Raw genomic sequence first — 18,455 nt, 5'->3', positions numbered from 1 at the left:
TTGTTTGTTATCGTTATGGATAGTTTAATCTTTTCATCAGGTTGATTTTGCCTGTTTGACAGAGGAAATAACCGTGCGCATTCTGGTTATCGAAGATAATATTTTATTACGTCACCATCTGACCGTTCAAATGAATGAAATGGGACATCAGGTTGATGCCGCCGCCGATGCGAAAGAAGCCGACTATTTTTTACATGAAAATACGCCCGATATTGCGATTGTGGATCTCGGCCTGCCTGATGAAGACGGCATAAGCTTGATTCGACGCTGGCGTTCACAGCAGGTTAAATTGCCAATTCTGGTGCTGACCGCCCGTGAAGGATGGCAGAATAAGGTCGCCGTGCTGGAAGCCGGTGCGGATGACTACGTCACCAAACCGTTTCATATGGAAGAAGTTGCCGCACGTTTACAGGCGCTGATGCGCCGCAACAGCGGGCTGGCGTCACAGGTGATCAACATCGCACCGTTTGAAATTGATCTTTCACGACGCGAGCTGATGATTCATGGCGCGTTGGTCAAGCTCACCGCGTTTGAATACACGATCATTGAGACCCTGATTCGTAACAGCGGTAAAGTGGTCAGCAAGGAATCACTGATGCTGCAACTCTATCCCGATGCAGAATTGCGTGAAAGCCATACCATTGATGTACTGATGGGGCGTTTACGCAAAAAAATACAAAGCGCCGGATCACCCGACGTCATCACGACGGTCCGTGGTCAGGGATACCGTTTCGACATTGAGAACCATCAAACGCAAAATGAGTGAACCGAAACCGCCGTTTTCACTACGCGTTCGCTTTTTGCTGGCGACAGCCGCTATCGTCCTCGCTCTGTCGTTGTCTTACGGCGTGGTAGCCATTATCGGCTACAGCGTCAATTTTGATAAAACCTCTTTCCGCCTGCTGCGGGGTGAAAGTAATCTGTATTATAGTCTGGCACAGTGGCGGGATAATCAGCTCAACATCGTGACGCCCCCGGATGTGGATATCAATTTCCCCACGCTGGTGCTGATTTACGATCGGCAGGGAAATATTCTCTGGCGTGAAAAGAAAGTTCCCGAACTCGAAGCCTTAATCAAACCTGAATTGCTGCAAAAAACCGCCTACCATGAGCTGGATACCGACAGCGATACCAGCAGCGCCGTGCTAACAGGCAATACGCTGCTTCTGAATGGCCTGCGGGCGCTCAACAACGTGCATAGCAATGCCCTTACCCACTCGATCGCGGTGAACGTCTACCCGCAAACCGAACATCTTCCCCAGTTGACGATTGTCGTCATTGACAGAATTCCGCAGGAATTGCAGCAGGCAGACGTGGTCTGGGAATGGTTTAACTACGTATTGCTGGCCAACCTGATACTGGTTTTACCCCTGCTCTGGCTGGCCGCTCACTGGAGCTTGCGGCCGATCAAACACCTGGTGAGGCAGATTGCCGAGCTGGAAAACGGAACGCGGGAACAGCTGGATGAAAATCCTCCGCGGGAAATGCTCAGTCTGGTGAGAAACCTGAACATCCTGCTGAATAATGAACGACAGCGTTACCACAAATATCGCACCACCCTGACAGATTTAACGCACAGTCTGAAAACCCCGCTGGCGGTGTTACAAACCACCCTGCGGGCATTACGTACCGGTAAAGAGATCACCATCGATCAGGCAGAACCAATTATGCTGGCCCAAATCAGCCGGATATCACAGCAGATAGGTTACTACCTGCACCGCGCCAGCGTCCGCTCGGAGCACCATATGCTGATGCGGGAAGTCCATTCCGTGCCCGCTATGCTGGACGGGCTTTGTTCTGCGCTAAATAAGGTGTATCAGCGGAAAGGCGTCGTACTGACGCTGGATATCCCCCCCGAGCTCACGTTTGTGGGTGAAAAAAACGACTTTATGGAAGTGTTGGGCAACATTCTGGATAACGCCTGCAAATACTGTCTGGAATTCGTCGAGATCAGCGCTCAGCATTCCGACCATAAACTTCATCTGATTATTGACGATGATGGTCCCGGCATTCCCGCCAGCAAACGGGAAGTCATTTTCCAGCGAGGGCAGCGCGCTGATCGGTTACGCCCCGGACAGGGCATCGGCTTATCGGTTGCCGCAGAAATTATTGAACAATATCAGGGAGAGATCCTCATCAGCGACAGCAAACTGGGCGGCGCCCGGGTGGAAGCCATCTTCTCCCGCCAGAATCTTGCTCAGAATGAGGTGTGAAAGTCAGTACAGCTGACGGCGCTTCCGCTATAATTGCTTCCAGCCTCTTGTTTCCTGGGAAATATGGTATGGACTATCAGCTCAATCTCGACTGGCAGGATTTTTTTGCACGCTACTGGCAAAAACGCCCGGTCATTATCAAACACGGTTTCACGAATTTCATTGATCCGATTTCTCCTGATGAACTGGCAGGTCTGGCACTGGAAAATGAGGTCGATAGCCGTCTGGTGAGCCACAACAATGGCCGCTGGCAGGTCAGCCACGGTCCTTTTGAAAGTTTCGATCATTTGGGTGAGACCAACTGGTCGCTATTGGTTCAGGCCGTCGACCACTGGCACGAGCCTTCCGCTGCGCTGATGCGCCCTTTCCGTCAGCTACCGGACTGGCGCATGGATGATCTGATGATCTCTTTCTCCGTTCCCGGTGGCGGCGTTGGCCCTCATCTGGATCAATATGACGTGTTCATCATTCAGGGCACCGGACGCCGCCGCTGGCGCGTGGGCGAAAAGATCCCGATGAAGCAGCATTGTCCTCATCCTGACCTGCTACAGGTCGATCCGTTCGATGCCATCATTGATGAAGAAATGGAACCGGGCGATATTCTGTATATTCCGCCCGGTTTCCCGCACGAAGGCTATTCGCTGGAAAACGCGCTCAACTACTCCGTGGGCTTCCGTGCCCCGAATGCGCGTGAGTTGGTGAGTGGTTTTGCTGATTATGTGCTTTCCCGCGAACTTGGCAGCTACCGCTACAGCGATCCGTCAATTCCCTCGCGTGAGCACCCGGCGACCATCCTGCCGCAGGAGATGGACGAGTTGCAGAAAATGATGTTGGAGCTGGTTCAGCAGCCAGAACATTTCCAGAATTGGTTTGGTGAATTTATTTCTCAATCTCGTCATGAGCTCGATCTCGCGCCGCCGGAACCACCTTATCAGGCGGGTGAAATCTACGAGTATCTGCAACAGGGTGAGCAATTACGTCGTCTGGGCGGGTTACGCGTCCTGTGCGTCGGCGATTGCTGTTTTGTGAACGGCGAAAAAATCGATACGCCGCACAAGCAGGCCGCATTCGCGCTGGCTGAGCACTATGCCATTGATGCATCCATGTTGGGTGAAGCGTTGGACGATCCGTCGTTCCTGGCTCAGCTCACCGTTCTGGTTAACAGCGGCTACTGGTATTTCGCCGATTAATCTCCAGAATGATACATAGAAATAAGGCGGGGTTTCCCCGCCTTTGGTTTTTAATTATGCCGACAGCGCGCGACAAAACCGGCTTACTGTGGTTTGGCCCGCTGGGCGGTCAATTCGGCAATTCTCATGATGACGGATACCGCCTGCTCCATACCTTCCAGCGTCACAAACTCATGCTTTCCATGGTAATTGTATCCGCCGGTAAACAGATTCGGGCACGGTAACCCCTGAAACGACAGGTGTGCGCCGTCAGTTCCGCCGCGAATCGGCTTGAGAACCGGTTCAATATCGCAATCCCGCATGGCCTGCTGCGCCAGCGCGATAATATGCGGATGTTGCTCAACCTGTTCCCGCATATTGTAATAGCTGTCGGTTATCGTCACCTCGATATAACAATCGGGATGCAGACCCGCCCCTACTTTTTCGGCAATCTCGATCATCTTCTGTTTGCGTCGTTCAAAACCCGCACGCTCAAAATCACGCACGATATAGTGCATTTCCGCGCGTTCAACCACACCTTTGACACTGTGCAAATGATAGAAACCCTGATAACCCGAGGTCTTTTCGGGGGATTCATCGGCAGGGACTTCCTGATGGAAACGAGACGCCAGCGTCAGCGCATTCACCATTACGCCTTTGGCGCTGCCTGGATGCACGTTATTACCAACAATTTTTACAGTCACCGAGGCGGCATTGAAGTTTTCATACTCCAGTTCACCAACGCCGCCGCCATCAACGGTATAGGCCCACTGCGCATTAAAGGCTTTCACATCAAAGAACTGTGCCCCTTTGCCGATCTCTTCATCGGGCGTAAACGCAATGCGAATTTCCCCATGCGCCACCTGACGTTTTTTCAATCGCATCATCGCCGTGATAATTTCGGCAATTCCCGCCTTATCATCCGCACCCAGCAGCGTTTTGCCGTCGGTGGTAATCAGCGTATGGCCTAACAGTTGATGCAACACCGGGAACATCACCGGCGACAACACCTCGTCACCAATCCCCAACGCAATATCACCGCCGCGATAGTTTTCCAGTATTTGTGGATTAACATTTTTTCCGGTGTAATCAGGCGACGTATCCATATGAGAAATAAAGCCGATGGTCGGCACCGCCCAGGCAACATTCGCAGGCAGCGTCGCCATCACGCAGCCATGTTTGCTAAGCGTTACCTGTTCAAATCCCAACTCCAGCAGTTCCTGTTGCAAAGCACGCGCCAGTCTGAGTTGTCCTTCTGTACTCGGTACCTGCCGAACGCCGGATTTTGACTGAGTATCAAAAGAAACGTAATTTAAAAACCTGTCGAGTAATTTATCCATCTCTATTGCCCTCTGGAGCCCTGTTTTGCATTATGAGGATGGCTATCAACGCAGATATTGCGTCAGGTCAGTTTTTACTGTGTTAGCGTCCTGAAGCGGAAAAACCGTAATTTCCACTATTCAGCGTCGTTTGCAAGGTAGCAAAATACGACAAAGACGCTGCCCCACCGGCCATATTTCACAGATTATCATCAAAAAAAGAACAATCATGAAATATTCAGATATCATTCCCCCGCCCTCATTTATCAGGTAATCCAGATTCCCGGTCAGAAGTATGTCAACACAAGTTGGCGTTAAGCATCGTTTCCCGTAAAATGCCGCCCTCAACTGAGTTCGTAGGCTGAAAGGTGATAACCCTTGGCATGCATCACAGCGGATCTTCCGTGGACACGCCATACTTGGAAACAGAGCAATACCTTAATGAAAGATAACGCTTGCGCTACACCGGTCGTCGAGTTGATCGATGTCCATAAAAATTTTGATGGCAAAGACATCATTTCTCACTTTAATCTCACCATTAATAACGGCGAGTTTCTGACCATTCTCGGTCCCTCCGGCTGTGGTAAAACCACCGTATTACGGTTGATCGCCGGTCTGGAAACCGTAGATAGCGGCAATGTTATATTAGAAAAACAGGATATTACCCACCAGCCTGCCGAGCAGCGGTACATTAATACCGTTTTCCAAAGCTACGCCCTATTTCCTCACCTTAGCGTTTTTGACAATGTTGCCTTCGGCCTGCGGATGCAGAAAACGCCGGCGGCCGAAATTACCCCGCGCGTGATTGAAGCCCTGAAGATGGTGCAACTGGACAGTCTGGCGCAACGTCGCCCTCATCAACTTTCCGGCGGCCAGCAGCAGCGCGTGGCGATTGCCCGAGCGGTCGTTAATCAGCCGAAAGTTCTGCTGCTGGATGAACCGCTTTCGGCGCTCGATTACAAGCTGCGCAAGCAGATGCAAAATGAACTGAAAGCCCTGCAACGTACGCTGGGCATTACGTTTATTTTTGTGACGCACGATCAGGAAGAAGCGCTCACCATGTCTGACCGCATCGTGGTGATGCGCGATGGTCGTATTGAGCAGGACGGTACGCCGCGAGAAATCTATGAAGAGCCGAAGAACCTGTTTGTGGCCAGTTTTATCGGTGAAATCAATAGGCTTGATGCCATCGTGTTAGAACAGATTGACGAACAGCGGGTACGCGCTCGTGTGGAAGAACACGAGTGCGTGGTTACAGTCAATTTCCCGGTTAGCGTCGGGCAGCACCTCAACGTGTTACTGCGACCGGAAGACCTGCGGGTGGAGGAAATCAATGACAGCACGCAGGCCGAGGGGATCATCGGGTACGTGCGCGAGCGAAATTACAAAGGCATGACGCTGGAATCCAACATTGAGCTTGAGAACGGCAAAATGGTGATGGTCAGTGAGTTCTTCAATGAGGACGATCCTGATTTTGATCACTCGCTCGATCAGAAAGTCGCCGTGACCTGGGTCGAAAGTTGGGAGGTCGTTCTGCACGATGAAGAAGCCGCGTAAACGCTTTCAGAACGCCATTATCACAATTATTGTCGCCTGGCTGACGCTGTTCGTTTTCATGCCGAATCTGATGATTATCGGCACCAGTTTTCTGACCCGTGACGATACCGATCTGGTCAGTCTGGTGTTCACGCTGGACAATTACGCCCGTCTTGCCGATCCCATGTATGCCTCGGTTCTGCTGCACTCGTTGAATATGGCGGCGATCGCGACGCTGTGCTGCCTGATTCTGGGCTACCCCTTCGCCTTTATTCTGGCCCGCCTGCCAGAACGAATCCGTCCGCTGATGATGTTTTTGCTGATTGTCCCTTTCTGGACAAATTCACTGATTCGTATTTATGGGCTGAAGATATTTCTGAGCACGCGCGGACATTTGAATGAATTCCTGATGTGGACCGGCATCATTGATAGCCCCCTGCGCATTATGTACACCTCCGAAGCGGTGGTGCTCGGCCTGATCTACATCCTGCTGCCTTTTATGGTGCTACCGCTCTATTCAAGCATCGAGAAACTGGATAAGGCGTATCTCGAAGCCGCCCGCGATCTGGGCGCCAACAAGTGGCAGACATTCATCCGTATCGTCATTCCGCTGACCATGCCGGGGATCATTGCGGGCTGTTTGCTGGTGCTGCTGCCAGCAATGGGGCTGTTCTTCGTCGCAGACCTGATGGGCGGAGCCAAAAACCTGTTGATTGGTAATGTCATCAAAAGTCAGTTCCTTAACATTCGTGACTGGCCATTTGGCGCAGCGACCAGTATCTGCCTGACCTTAATCATGGGGGTACTGCTGTTTATCTACTACCGCACGGCCCGCCTGCTGAACAAGAAAGAGGAACTGGCATGATTGGACGTCTGTTGCGTGGCGGATTTATGTCCATCATCTACGCCTATCTGTACATTCCTATCATTATTCTGATTGTGAACTCCTTCAATCAGGCACGCTTCGGCATTAACTGGCAAGGCTTTACGCTGGACTGGTATCGCCGGCTGCTGAACAACGACAGCCTGTTGCAGGCCGCCCAGCATTCGCTGACCATGGCGGTTTTTTCCGCTACCTTTGCCACGTTGATCGGCTCACTGACCGCCGTCGCGCTCTATCGCTATCGCTTTCGTGGTAAACCGTTCGTCAGCGGCATGTTGTTCGTCGTGATGATGTCACCCGATATCGTCATGGCGATCTCCCTGCTGGTGCTATTTATGCTGTTGGGGATTTCACTGGGATTCTGGTCGCTGCTGTTCTCTCATATTACATTCTGTCTGCCTTTCGTCGTGATAACCGTCTATTCGCGGCTGAAAGGATTCGATGTTCGGATGCTGGAGGCGGCCCGCGATTTGGGCGCGAGTGAAGTCATTATTCTGCGAAAAATTATTCTGCCGTTAGCCATGCCGGCGGTTGCTGCCGGTTGGTTACTCAGTTTCACCTTATCCATGGACGATGTGGTCGTATCGTCTTTTGTTACCGGTCCGACGTATGAAATTCTGCCGTTGAAAATATACTCGATGGTCAAGGTTGGGGTTTCCCCGGAAGTCAATGCGCTGGCGACGATGTTGCTCATGTTATCGTTACTTTTGGTTCTCAGCAGTCAGCTGATCCTGCGCGACCGTACCAGGAAATAATCGGGAATGCATGGCAAAACCAGGATTAGGAAAACGAAATCACATTTAATCACTAGCCTGTAATACTTATACCCAACAGGTTTCAAAATAGCGGTACGTATCCTTTGGGACATTTAAGGAGATAAACAATATGAAAAAGTGGTCACATCTGCTGGCAGCCTGTTCGCTGGCTTTGGGGCTTAACAGCGCCAGTGCCAACGACGGTAAAACCCTTTATTTCTATAACTGGACAGAGTATGTACCGCCCGGACTGCTGGAACAGTTCACCAGGGAAACGGGCATCAAGGTGATTTATTCCACCTATGAATCCAACGAAAGCATGTATGCCAAGCTGAAAACCTATCAGGACAGCGCCTACGATCTGGTCGTGCCGTCTACCTATTTCATCTCCAAAATGAGCAAAGAGGGCATGCTGCAAAAGATTGATACCAGCAAGCTCAACAACTTCCACAATCTTGATCCGAACCTGTTGCACAAATCCTTTGATCCTGACAACGAATACTCCGTCCCCTATATTTGGGGCGCAACGGCAATTGGCGTTAACGGTGACGTTATCGATCCGGCCAGCGTCACTCGCTGGGCCGATCTGTGGGACACAAAGTATAAAAATAGCCTGCTGCTGACTGATGACGCTCGCGAAGTGTTCCAGATTGCGCTGCGTAAGCTGGGCTATTCCGCTAACACCACCGATCCGAAAGAGATTGAAGCCGCCTATAACGAACTGAAGAAATTAATGCCTAACGTATTGACCTTCAATTCCGATAATCCGGGTAATCCGTTTATGGAAGGTGAAGTGAATCTGGGAATGGTCTGGAACGGTTCCGCGTATGTCGCCCGTCAGTCGGGCACCCCGTTGGATGTGGTCTGGCCGCAAGAAGGCGGTATTTTCTGGATGGACAGCCTGGCTATCCCGGCTAATGCTAAAAACGTCGATGGCGCGATGAAAATGATTAACTTCCTGTTGCGCCCCGAGATTGCCGCACAGGTCGCTGAGACCATTGGTTACCCCACACCGAATCTTGCAGCAAAGAAACTGCTGCCTGCCGAGGTATCAGGTGACAAAACGCTGTATCCGGATGAAGAAACAATCAATAAAGGTGAGTGGCAAAACGACGTTGGCAGCGCCAGCACGCTGTACGAAACCTATTTCCAGCAGTTGAAAGCGGGTCGTTAATCTTTTGATGCTTACTCCATCTCAATCCTCCCCCTCGCAGGGGAGGATTGTTAGTGAGGAGCAGTGTTAGTGAGTTTCCTCCACCGGGAAGAAGGGGGGGTTGCAAAAGCCAACACCGCGGGGAGATTTACTCTTTTTGCTCCTGCGCCAAATCCTGCGCAATGTGTACCGTTTCATCCAGGTAAGGATCGGGTGCCTGATAATCTTTTGGCAGATCTTCCAGTGACTTCAGCGGTTTTTTACCTTCCCTTGCCAGACGCTCGTTGATTCGTCCCAGACGCATCGCTTCGTCGTCTTCATTTTCCTTTTCACGCTGAGCAAGGTTGAGCGACACCGTGTTGCGTTTGTCTTTCGTCGAGTTATAGCGCGCGATATCCTGAGCGACATACTGGAATTCAGGATCTTTGGCAATCCGCTCCTGATGGTGCTCGTTCAGCGAACCGATCAGCGGTTTCAGATCGCCACTCTTCGTGTAGTTAGCGGCTTTAATGCTATCCCACGGCAGCGCGTTATCTTCAAACTTCTCACCGGTATCCACCGTTTCCGTTCCGGTTGGCATCATCACATCTGGCGTGACGCCTCTCATCTGCGTGCTGCCGCCATTGATACGATAAAATTTCTGAATCGTATACTGAACAGAACCTAACGCCGGCCAGTCAGGACGCAACATCTGATCGTAAATGCGGTTCAGTGAGCGATACTGCTGTACCGTACCTTTACCAAAGGTCGGCTCGCCCACAATCAGCGCGCGACCATAGTCCTGCATCGCCGCCGCAAAGATTTCCGATGCGGATGCGCTGAAACGGTCTACCAGCACCACCAGCGGCCCTTTGTAATACACAATGCCGTCAGTATCGCTATCTTCACGAATTTTGCCGTTATTATCGCGAATCTGAACAACCGGACCGCTCGGAATAAACAGACCGGACAAACCGACCGCTTCCGTCAGCGCGCCGCCGCCGTTGCTGCGCAGATCGATAACAATGCTGCTGACATGCTGTTTTTCCAGCTTCTGTAGTTGGACTTTGACGTCATCCGTCAGGCCGACATAGAAACCGGGGATATCCAGTACGCCAACCTTCTCTTTGCCGACATTCTTGACCGACATCTTCACCGCGCGGTCTTCAAGACGAATGCGTTCACGCGTCAACGTCACCGTCCGGGTTTTCGTTCCTTTACCCGCTGGCAGAATTTCCAGGCGAACCTTGCTGCCTTTCGGTCCTTTAATCAACGCGACAACATCGTCAAGCCGCCAGCCGATAACGTCCACCATCGGTTTGCCGGTTTGCCCCACGCCCACCACCCGATCGCCAACGGAGAGGCTTTTGCTCTTCGCAGCCGGACCGCCGGGTACCATGGAGTTAATCACGGTGTAATCGTCATCCATTTGCAACACCGCGCCAATACCTTCCAGCGATAGGCTCATTTCAGTATTGAACTGTTCGGTGTTCCTTGGGGAGAGATAGCTGGTGTGCGGATCGATTTCCCGCGCAAAAGCATTCATGACCAACTGAAAGACATCTTCGCTGTTGCTCTGCGCCAGACGGCGAATCGCAAACTGGTAACGCTTGGTCAGTGTTTCTTTGATATCTTTGTCATCTTTGCCGGTCAGTTTCAGGCTCAGCCAGTCATACTTGACTTTGGCATCCCATAACCGATTAAGCTCCCCCGCATTTTGCGGCCAGGGCGCTTTGCTGCGGTCAAGATCGATGGTGTCGTTGCCGGTAAAGTCCATCGGCTTTTCCAGTAACGACAACGCGTATTGGTAACGTTCAAAACGTCTTTTTTGCGCCAGATTATAAAGCGCATAAGGGATATCCAGCTTACCTGATTTGATCTCCTCGCCCAGCTGCGTTTTCTTATTGGAAAACTGCGCAATATCCGATGCCAGCAACACATTGTGGCTGTAGTCGAGCATATTGAGATAGCGGGAGAAAATCTTTTCGGAGAACTGATCGTCCAGCATGAACTGACGATAATGGGAGCGCAGGAAACGTGACGCAACGCGATCGCTTACCGTTGCATGCTGAGGTTCCTGCTGAAGCTGAGGAATTTGCTCAGCGCGTGTAATATTTTCATTTGCATTTACATTTGCAAAACTGACGCCTGTCAACAGCAAACCCGCAATGGCGGTCATTCTGACTAAATTGTTCATGCCCAGGTTGGCCTCCGTATCAGAACTGCAAATGTTCTGCGCGCACAATCATTGCCAGACCTGAAGCCAACTGAACCCTGACTTCACCTTTGGCAATCTCAAGCACAGTGGCATCCATGGCATCTTTGCCGGCTCTGACCTTGATTTCCTGACCGATTTGCAGTTTGGAAACATCCGTAACCGCAACACGCTGAGGCTCGCTGGCGACTGGTTTGGCCTGCCGTGGCTGCGCTTTGGCGGGTTGCTGAGCAGATGACGTCGGCTGGCGGAACGAAGGCTGACGTGATTTACGCGGTGCAGTGTTGGCACCATCACGGTCACGACGCGGCGCGCTCTTTCCCTGAGGACGTGGGGTACGGGCGGATTCGGCGGATTCCCCGGCGGCTTCGCGTTTTTTAGCCTGTTGCTCAGCACGCTGCGCCTGGACCCGGGCTTTCGCTTCTTCCAGTTGCTTACGGGCATGATCGACATGCTGCTGTTCCAACTCGCCGCATGGATTTCCATCCAAATCCACGCGCTGAGCGCCCAATTTAACGCCGTACAGGTAACGCCAGCTTGAGGTATAGAGCCTCAATGCAGAACGCAATTGCGTTTTACTCACGTTATCTGATTCCGGCACACGCTCAACAAGATCTTGAAATATACCGATCTTTAACGGGCGGGTTTCACCCTCAGTAGTGAAACAAAGCGGGAATCGCTCTGCCAAAAAGGCAATGACTTCTTTACTGCTGTTCAACTTAGGTTGATTTTCCATGAAATTTCCTGATTACAACGGGTTTGCCAACCGGCGCAGGCATGAACAGGCGTCATTATAATGACGCCATCAGCAATTGCTACGTTATCCTTGTCTCAACGTGAGAGAATTGATAAAAGTCAGCACATCGCTCTCTTCAAGTTGTGCGCAAAGTACGTTCACCACGGCTTTAAGACCCTCTTCATCATCCGCGTCAAACCGTTGATAAATCGTGCTATCAATATCTAAAACACCGATCAATCGACCGCTGACTATCAGCGGCAGGACAATTTCAGCGTTACTTGCTGCATCGCAGGCAATATGACCGGGAAAGGCATGCACATCATCTACGCGCTGGATTCGATTTTCCGCGATCGCCCGACCGCATACGCCTTTACCCGCCGGAATACGGACACAAGCAACCCGTCCCTGAAAAGGTCCCAGGAACAGCGTATCGTTTTCCAGTAGATAAAAACCAGCCCAGTTAACCCCATCCAAACGCTCAAACAGTAATGCGCTACTGTTTGATAGTATTGTTATAAAACGGTTTTCTCCCGCGATCAGCGATGATAGATCACGGGTTAAATCCTTATAAAATTCTTGTTTATTCATAATAATATGTAGGTGTCTTTTCAGTTCAGACAGATAACAGCATAAATCATAATACGAAAATACCCGCTACAGGATGCCACAAGATTTATTCATCCGCGCCCGGAATTCTCCGCATTACCATGCAGGCAACGTGCATAATGTGCTATTTATGCGCCGAACACCATATCAATATCGCAACCGCGTATCTTATCCGCTATATGTCTTTTTCTCATAGCCATAAACCGCATAAATAAAGTGTAGCCTCGTTTTATGTCAGGCATCATTCAGTTACGCTATGGCACCGTTCGGTTATGCGCCAGTAGCTGATACACTAAAATTGTGTCTGTTCACCTGACAGCAGGAAATATGAAGATACATCACATAATCAGTCCTGCCCCTTTTCCGTCTTCCAGACCGCCGCTGGTGGACGGCATTACGGCGTCATCGCAGACCATGGCGCGTTACCATCGCTGTCCGGAGTGCGATGCGCTCTTTATGATACCCGGACTCAAGCGCAACCAGACGGCCAACTGCCCGCGCTGCGATGCCAAAGTCAGTTCGGGGCTCGACTGGCCCATCTCCCGGCTGACCGCCATGGCCGTTGCCATGCTGGTTCTCATGCCGTTTGCTTTTACCGAACCGTTAATCAGCATTCGGTTGCTTGGCGTCTCCATCAATGCCAGCCTGTTTGAAGGCATCTGGCAGATTACCCGCCAGGGAAACCCGGTAACGGCAAGCATGGTGGCCTTTTGTACCGTCGGCGTTCCGCTGACGCTGGTTTTCGCGCTGTTGTATCTGTTCTTTGCGCCGCGTATCGGCATGAACCTGCGTCCTATCCTGCTGATGCTGGACAGGCTGAAAGAATGGATGATGCTGGATATCTATCTGGTGGGGATGGCCGTGGCCGCCATCAAAGTCCGGGAATTTGCCGATGTCGAGCCGGGGCACGGCTTGATTGCGTTTCTGGCGCTAATGGCATTGAGCGTCCTGACGCTGATTCATCTGAATACCGACCAGTTGTGGCAGCGTTTTTACCCCCGCCTGCGTCCGGTTATTTCACCAGAACGCTATCGAATTTGTATCGCCTGCCACTTTACCAGTTCACCCGATAATCAGGGACGCTGCCCGCGTTGCCATGTCCCTTTGCGGTTGCGGCGGCGGCATAGCCTGCAAAAATCCTGGGCCGCCCTGATTGCATCGGTCATTTTTCTGTTTCCAGCCAACCTGCTGCCTATCTCGATTATCTATGTGAACGGCGTTCGTACCGAAGACACCATTTTTTCCGGTATTCTCTCGCTGGCATCCGGCAATATTCCGGTGGCACTGGTGGTATTTATCGCCAGTATTCTGGTGCCTTTTACCAAGGTCGTTGTGCTGTTTGGTCTGTTGCTCAGTATTCATTTCCGGGTAGAAAACGGCATCATGGCCAGAATGCGGCTATTGCGTATGATTGCTTGGATCGGGCGCTGGTCCATGTTGGATTTATTTGTCATTGCGCTGACGATGTCGCTCGTCAACCGCGATCAACTACTCGCTTTTACGATGGGGCCCGCCGCTTTTTATTTTGGGGCGGCGGTGGTGCTAACTATCCTGGCCGTTGAATGGCTGGATAGCCGACTGATGTGGGATAACGATGCAAGACAACAAACCCGAGATATCAAGCCAGGCAACAGTGAAGAATAAACGTCGGTTTTCTCCTTTCTGGCTGCTGCCGTTAATTGCGCTACTGATTGCCGGCTGGTTGGTTTATACCAATCAAAAGGAGCGTGGAACGACTGTCACGATTGATTTCGTCTCCGCGGACGGCATTGTCGCCGGGCGCACGCCAGTTCGTTATCAGGGGGTTGAAGTCGGCACCGTGCAAGATATTAAGCTCAGTGACGATCTGCGCACCATTCAGGTCGAGGCCAGCATTAAAAGCGACATGGCCGATGCCCTACGGACCGGTACGCAATTCTGGCTGGTAACGCCCAAAGCCTCCCTAGCCGGCGTCTCCGGCCTCGATGCGCTGGTCGGCGGCAACTATATTGGCATGATGCCGGGGTCAGGCGAACCGCAGTCACATTTTTCCGCCCTGGATACGCAACCCAAATATCGGGTGAATACCGGTGAGCTGTTAGTTCACCTGCGGGCCGATGATTTAGGTTCACTGAATAACGGCTCGCTGGTCTATTACCGCAAAATTCCGGTGGGAAGAGTGTATGACTATACGGTTTCGCAAGATCACCACGGTGTGACGATCGACGTTCTGATTGAGCGACGCTTTACCAATCTGGTGAAAAAGGACAGCCGTTTCTGGAACGTGTCCGGTTTCAATGCGGATATCAGCTTTAGCGGCGCCAAAGTTGAAATGGAAAATCTGTCCGCGCTGGTCAACGGCGCGATTGCATTCGATTCCCCGGAAAGCGGTGAAATAGCCAGCGCCGAACAATCCTACCGTTTATATCCCGATCTGGCGCAAAGTCAGCGCGGGGTGGTGATAACGCTTGAATTGCCGTCAGGAGACGGGCTGGCCGAAGGCCGTACGCCGCTGATGTATCAGGGCCTGGAGGTCGGAACGTTGAACAAAATCACCCTGATCCCCGACAGCCCGCGGGTCAATGGCGAACTGATTATCGATCCCGCCGTGGTTTCCCTGATGCGTGAAGGCACACGCATTGAACTGACCAAACCCAAACTATCGCTTAACGATCTGAACATTTCCCGACTGCTCAACGGGCCGACGCTGACGTTGATCCCCGGAGAAGGCGGCCCCCGGCAACATTTTGAGGTGCTGGACAGCAGCCAACAGCCGTTGTCGCAGCCTGGCGCCCTCGCCATACAGTTGAACGCGGCTCAAAGCTATGGCATCGACAGTGGACAGCCTGTTTTGCTGCACGGCGTACAAATTGGTCAAATTGTTAAGCGCACGCTGGATGAACAAGGCGTCACTTTCACTCTGGTGATCGAGCCACAGTATCGTCATCTGTTGCATAAGGACAGTAAGTTCATCGTCAACAGCCGGGTGAACGTTAAAGTGGGGTTGGACGGCATACAGGTGCTGGGCGCCAGTGCGCAGGAATGGGTAAGCGGAGGAATTCAGGTACTGCCTGGCACCAAAGGTGACATCCTGACGAGTTATCCGCTTTTCAGCGATCTCGAAAAAGCACAGGAAGGCATTCGTGGAACGACCCCCTCGCCGACCCTTACATTAGTGACGGACAGCCTGCCTGATATTCAGGATGGTTCGATTGTGCTCTACCGTAAGTTTGAGGTGGGTGAAATCATGCACGTCCGGCCCAAAGCAAATTATTTTGAAGTCGATGTCTATATTCGTCCGGAACACCGTAAGCTGCTGACCGATAACAGTGTGTTCTGGGCCGAGGGCGGCGCGCGCGTACAGTTGAATACGTCGGGTTTAACCGTGCAGGCATCGCCGCTCAATCGTGCGCTGAAAGGCGCCATCAGCTTTGATAACCTCCAAGGCGCGCCTGAAATCAAAGGCGGTAAACGCGTCCTCTACAATAATGAGACAGCAGCCCGTGCGGTCGGCAGCCGCATCATCCTTCGTACTTACGATGCCAGCAAGCTGTCGCCGGGAATGCCTATTCGCTATCTGGGTATCGATATCGGTCAGCTTGATTCACTGAAACTGTCCGAGCAGCGTAATGAAGTCTGGGTACAAGCGGTGCTTTATCCCGAATATGTGCGTAATTTCGCCCGTTCAGGTACGCGTTTTTCCGTGGTGACACCGGAAATTTCAGCGGCCGGCGTGAATCATCTGGAAACATTATTCCAGCCTTATATCAATGTTGAACCGGGCAGTGGCAGCGTCACTCGCAGTTTTGAACTACAGCAAGCAACCATTTCCGATTCACGCTATCAGGATGGATTAAATATCAGCGTGGATGCGCCAGAAGCTGGCGCGCTACAGGTGGGAACGCCGGTGTTATTCAGGGGTATTGAGGTGGGAACGGTCACCGGTTTATCGCTGGGGATACTCTCCGATCGCATTTCCGTTGCATTACGCATCAGTAAACGTTACCAGCATCTGGTAAGAGACAATTCCGTATTCTGGCTGGCTTCTGGCTATAACCTACAGTTCGGGTTAACCGGCGGCGTGATAAAAAGCGGCACATTCCAGCAGTTTATCCGTGGAGGTATCGCGTTCGCGACGCCGGCCACCACTCCATTATCACCGCAGGCGCAGGAAGGCAAACATTTCCTGTTGCGCAACGAAGAGCCGAAAGAGTGGCGTCAATGGGGAACGGCAATTCCGTCAAACTAAACGCTATCAGGGGCAGTGATACTGCCCCTGCCTGACCCATTTGGTAAAATCATTTTTATGGTAAACTCCGCCACTTATTCTTTATCGCTGTAATGGGACATCCCGCGTGGCTAAACAGACTCCGGCCAATTTACCTGTTGAATTTCTTGATGCAACGCGGGCGATCATGCCCGCCCAGCTTTCGATGGATGATTTTATTGCCGCCTGCCAACGACCGTTGCGCCGTAGCATCCGTGTCAATACGTTAAAAATCAGCATCGAAGCCTTCCTGCGACTGGTTGAACCCTATCAATGGCAGCTTGAACCGATCCCCTGGTGCGAAGAGGGCTTTTGGCTGTCAAATGCAGACGATGAAAGTATTCGGCTGGGCAATACGCTGGAACATCTGAGCGGCCTTTTTTATATTCAGGAAGCCAGTTCGATGCTGCCGGTCAGCGCTTTGCTCCATGGCCACGCGATGCCACAAAAGGTTCTGGACGTTGCCGCCGCCCCCGGTTCCAAAACAACACAAATTGCAGCCCGACTGAATAATCAGGGCGGTATTATCGCCAATGAATACTCCGCCAGCCGGGTCAAAGTGCTGCATGCCAACATCAGCCGCTGCGGCGTGAGCAATACGGCTATCACTCATTTCGATGGCCGGGTGTTTGGCGCGGCCTTACCCGAGTATTTCGATGCCATTCTGCTGGATGCGCCCTGCTCTGGCGAGGGCGTGGTTCGCAAAGATCCGGCCGCCATGAGTCACTGGTCGCCGGAAAGCATTGTCAGCATCGCCGCTACCCAGCGCGATCTGATTTTGAGTGCCTTCCATGCGTTAAAGCCCGGCGGCGTCATGATCTACTCGACCTGTACGCTGAACACACAGGAAAATCAGCAGGTTTGCCACTGGTTACAACAGCAGTTTCCCAACGCTTGCGAATTCGAGTCGTTAGCCGAGCTCTTCCTGAATGCATCACAGGCCGCCACCGAAGAAGGGTTTTTACATGTTTTTCCGCAAATCTATGACAGCGAAGGATTCTTTGTCGCACGCCTGAGGAAAACAGCCAGCGTACCGCCACTCCCCGCTCCGGGCTATAAAGTCGGTAAGTTTCCGTTTTCGCCGCTGAATGCCAAAGAGGCAACGTTGATGATGCAGGCGGCAGAGAAGCAAGGTCTGACATGGGACCGCAATCAACACCAGCTATGGCAGCGCGACAGTGAAATCTGGCTTTTCCCCACCACGCTGATCACTGCGTTTGGCAACATCAAATTCTCGCGGATCGGCGTCAAACTGGCGGAACGCTTTCCCAAAGGCTATCGCTGGCAGCATGAAGCCGTCATTGCCCTGGCAAAAAACGATGCCCGCCACGGTTATGCGCTGACACCCCAACAGGCCAGTGAATGGTTTCAGGGCAAGGACAGCTATCCGGACCACCTTCCCGTTGCGAATGAACTGCTGCTCACCTATCAGAATTGTCCTGTTGGTCTTGCCAAGCGTATTGGCAGCCGGATCAAAAACAACCTGCCGCGCGATCTGGTTCGAGATGGCGCCGGCTCTGCCGGCTCGGATCGTCACTAAACAACGTTCTCAACTGCCCCCGCGTTTATCAGGTGGTGATAAAACCACCTGATAAACGCGAGTATCCTCACTTCTCCAGCGTTTTCATCTACAATTGCCAGT

At 52.0% G+C, this 18,455-nt stretch carries 14 protein-coding genes; 10 read left to right on the top strand and 4 right to left on the bottom strand.

What is annotated here, in order from left to right; translation table 11 throughout:
* Positions 1 to 73: 73 nt before the first annotated feature.
* The 3 genes from phoP (at position 74) to B4923_RS13815 (ending at position 3,403) form a co-directional block, all read left to right on the top strand.
* A complete protein-coding gene (gene phoP, locus B4923_RS13825) occupies positions 74 to 766 on the top strand; it encodes a two-component system response regulator PhoP (RefSeq protein ID WP_109054948.1) in 693 nt (230 codons plus the stop codon).
* Positions 759 to 2,213 carry a two-component system sensor histidine kinase PhoQ gene (gene phoQ, locus B4923_RS13820; RefSeq protein WP_109054947.1) on the top strand — a complete coding sequence of 485 codons (1,455 nt, stop codon included), beginning with the start codon at positions 759 to 761 and terminating at the stop codon, positions 2,211 to 2,213. The genes phoP and phoQ overlap by 8 nt, the downstream gene beginning before the upstream one ends.
* 68 nt (positions 2,214 to 2,281) lie before the next feature.
* Positions 2,282 to 3,403 (top strand): ribosomal protein uL16 3-hydroxylase, encoded by a 1,122-nt coding sequence (locus tag B4923_RS13815; RefSeq protein ID WP_109054946.1) that lies wholly within the window; start codon positions 2,282 to 2,284, stop codon positions 3,401 to 3,403.
* 83 nt (positions 3,404 to 3,486) lie between these two features.
* Here the strand turns inward: B4923_RS13815 and pepT are convergent, their stop codons facing one another.
* On the bottom strand, positions 3,487 to 4,722 hold the full coding sequence (gene pepT, locus B4923_RS13810; RefSeq protein WP_109054945.1) for a peptidase T: 1,236 nt from the start codon (positions 4,720 to 4,722) through the stop codon (positions 3,487 to 3,489).
* A 420-nt stretch (positions 4,723 to 5,142) separates the two neighbouring features.
* On the opposite strand from pepT, the gene potA reads away from it, so the two are divergent.
* From potA to potD, 4 genes are all read left to right on the top strand, one after another.
* Complete coding sequence (gene potA, locus B4923_RS13805) at positions 5,143 to 6,258, top strand: spermidine/putrescine ABC transporter ATP-binding protein PotA (RefSeq protein ID WP_109054944.1); 1,116 nt, start codon at positions 5,143 to 5,145, stop codon at positions 6,256 to 6,258.
* Positions 6,242 to 7,102, top strand: coding sequence for a spermidine/putrescine ABC transporter permease PotB (gene potB / locus B4923_RS13800; protein WP_109054943.1), 861 nt, complete (start codon positions 6,242 to 6,244; stop codon positions 7,100 to 7,102). Before potA ends, potB begins: the two co-directional genes overlap by 17 nt.
* Entirely contained in the window at positions 7,099 to 7,875 is a 777-nt protein-coding gene (potC, locus tag B4923_RS13795) for a spermidine/putrescine ABC transporter permease PotC (protein ID WP_109054942.1), read from the top strand. The genes potB and potC overlap by 4 nt, the downstream gene beginning before the upstream one ends.
* A 130-nt stretch (positions 7,876 to 8,005) precedes the next feature.
* Positions 8,006 to 9,049, top strand: coding sequence for a spermidine/putrescine ABC transporter substrate-binding protein PotD (gene potD / locus B4923_RS13790; RefSeq protein WP_109054941.1), 1,044 nt, complete (start codon positions 8,006 to 8,008; stop codon positions 9,047 to 9,049).
* 127 nt (positions 9,050 to 9,176) lie between these two features.
* Here potD and prc read toward each other — a convergent pair whose 3' ends face one another.
* The 3 genes from prc to B4923_RS13775 all read right to left on the bottom strand — a co-directional run bounded on the left by prc (position 9,177) and on the right by B4923_RS13775 (position 12,549).
* Entirely contained in the window at positions 9,177 to 11,204 is a 2,028-nt protein-coding gene (gene prc, locus B4923_RS13785) for a carboxy terminal-processing peptidase (protein WP_109054940.1), read from the bottom strand.
* Between the two features lie 19 nt (positions 11,205 to 11,223).
* The gene (proQ, locus tag B4923_RS13780; RefSeq protein WP_109054939.1) at positions 11,224 to 11,958 is read right to left on the bottom strand and encodes an RNA chaperone ProQ; all 735 of its coding nucleotides are present in this window, start codon (positions 11,956 to 11,958) and stop codon (positions 11,224 to 11,226) included.
* Between the two features lie 84 nt (positions 11,959 to 12,042).
* Entirely contained in the window at positions 12,043 to 12,549 is a 507-nt protein-coding gene (locus B4923_RS13775) for a GAF domain-containing protein (protein WP_109054938.1), read from the bottom strand.
* Positions 12,550 to 12,894: 345 nt separating this feature from the next.
* On the opposite strand from B4923_RS13775, the gene yebS reads away from it, so the two are divergent.
* The 3 genes from yebS (at position 12,895) to rsmF (ending at position 18,353) form a co-directional block, all read left to right on the top strand.
* Positions 12,895 to 14,211: a membrane integrity lipid transport subunit YebS gene (gene yebS / locus B4923_RS13770; protein ID WP_109054937.1), complete on the top strand. Its 1,317-nt coding sequence runs from the start codon at positions 12,895 to 12,897 to the stop codon at positions 14,209 to 14,211.
* Positions 14,162 to 16,795, top strand: coding sequence for a PqiB family protein (locus B4923_RS13765; protein WP_109054936.1), 2,634 nt, complete (start codon positions 14,162 to 14,164; stop codon positions 16,793 to 16,795). The genes yebS and B4923_RS13765 overlap by 50 nt, the downstream gene beginning before the upstream one ends.
* A gap of 106 nt (positions 16,796 to 16,901) precedes the next feature.
* Positions 16,902 to 18,353: a 16S rRNA (cytosine(1407)-C(5))-methyltransferase RsmF gene (gene rsmF, locus B4923_RS13760; protein ID WP_109054935.1), complete on the top strand. Its 1,452-nt coding sequence runs from the start codon at positions 16,902 to 16,904 to the stop codon at positions 18,351 to 18,353.
* Positions 18,354 to 18,455: the final 102 nt, after the last annotated feature.

Source organism: Brenneria roseae subsp. americana, from assembly GCF_003115815.1.
GTDB lineage: Bacteria > Pseudomonadota > Gammaproteobacteria > Enterobacterales > Enterobacteriaceae > Brenneria > Brenneria roseae.
Note: the sequence above shows the minus strand (reverse complement) of the source record. Positions and strands in the feature narration are given on the sequence as shown.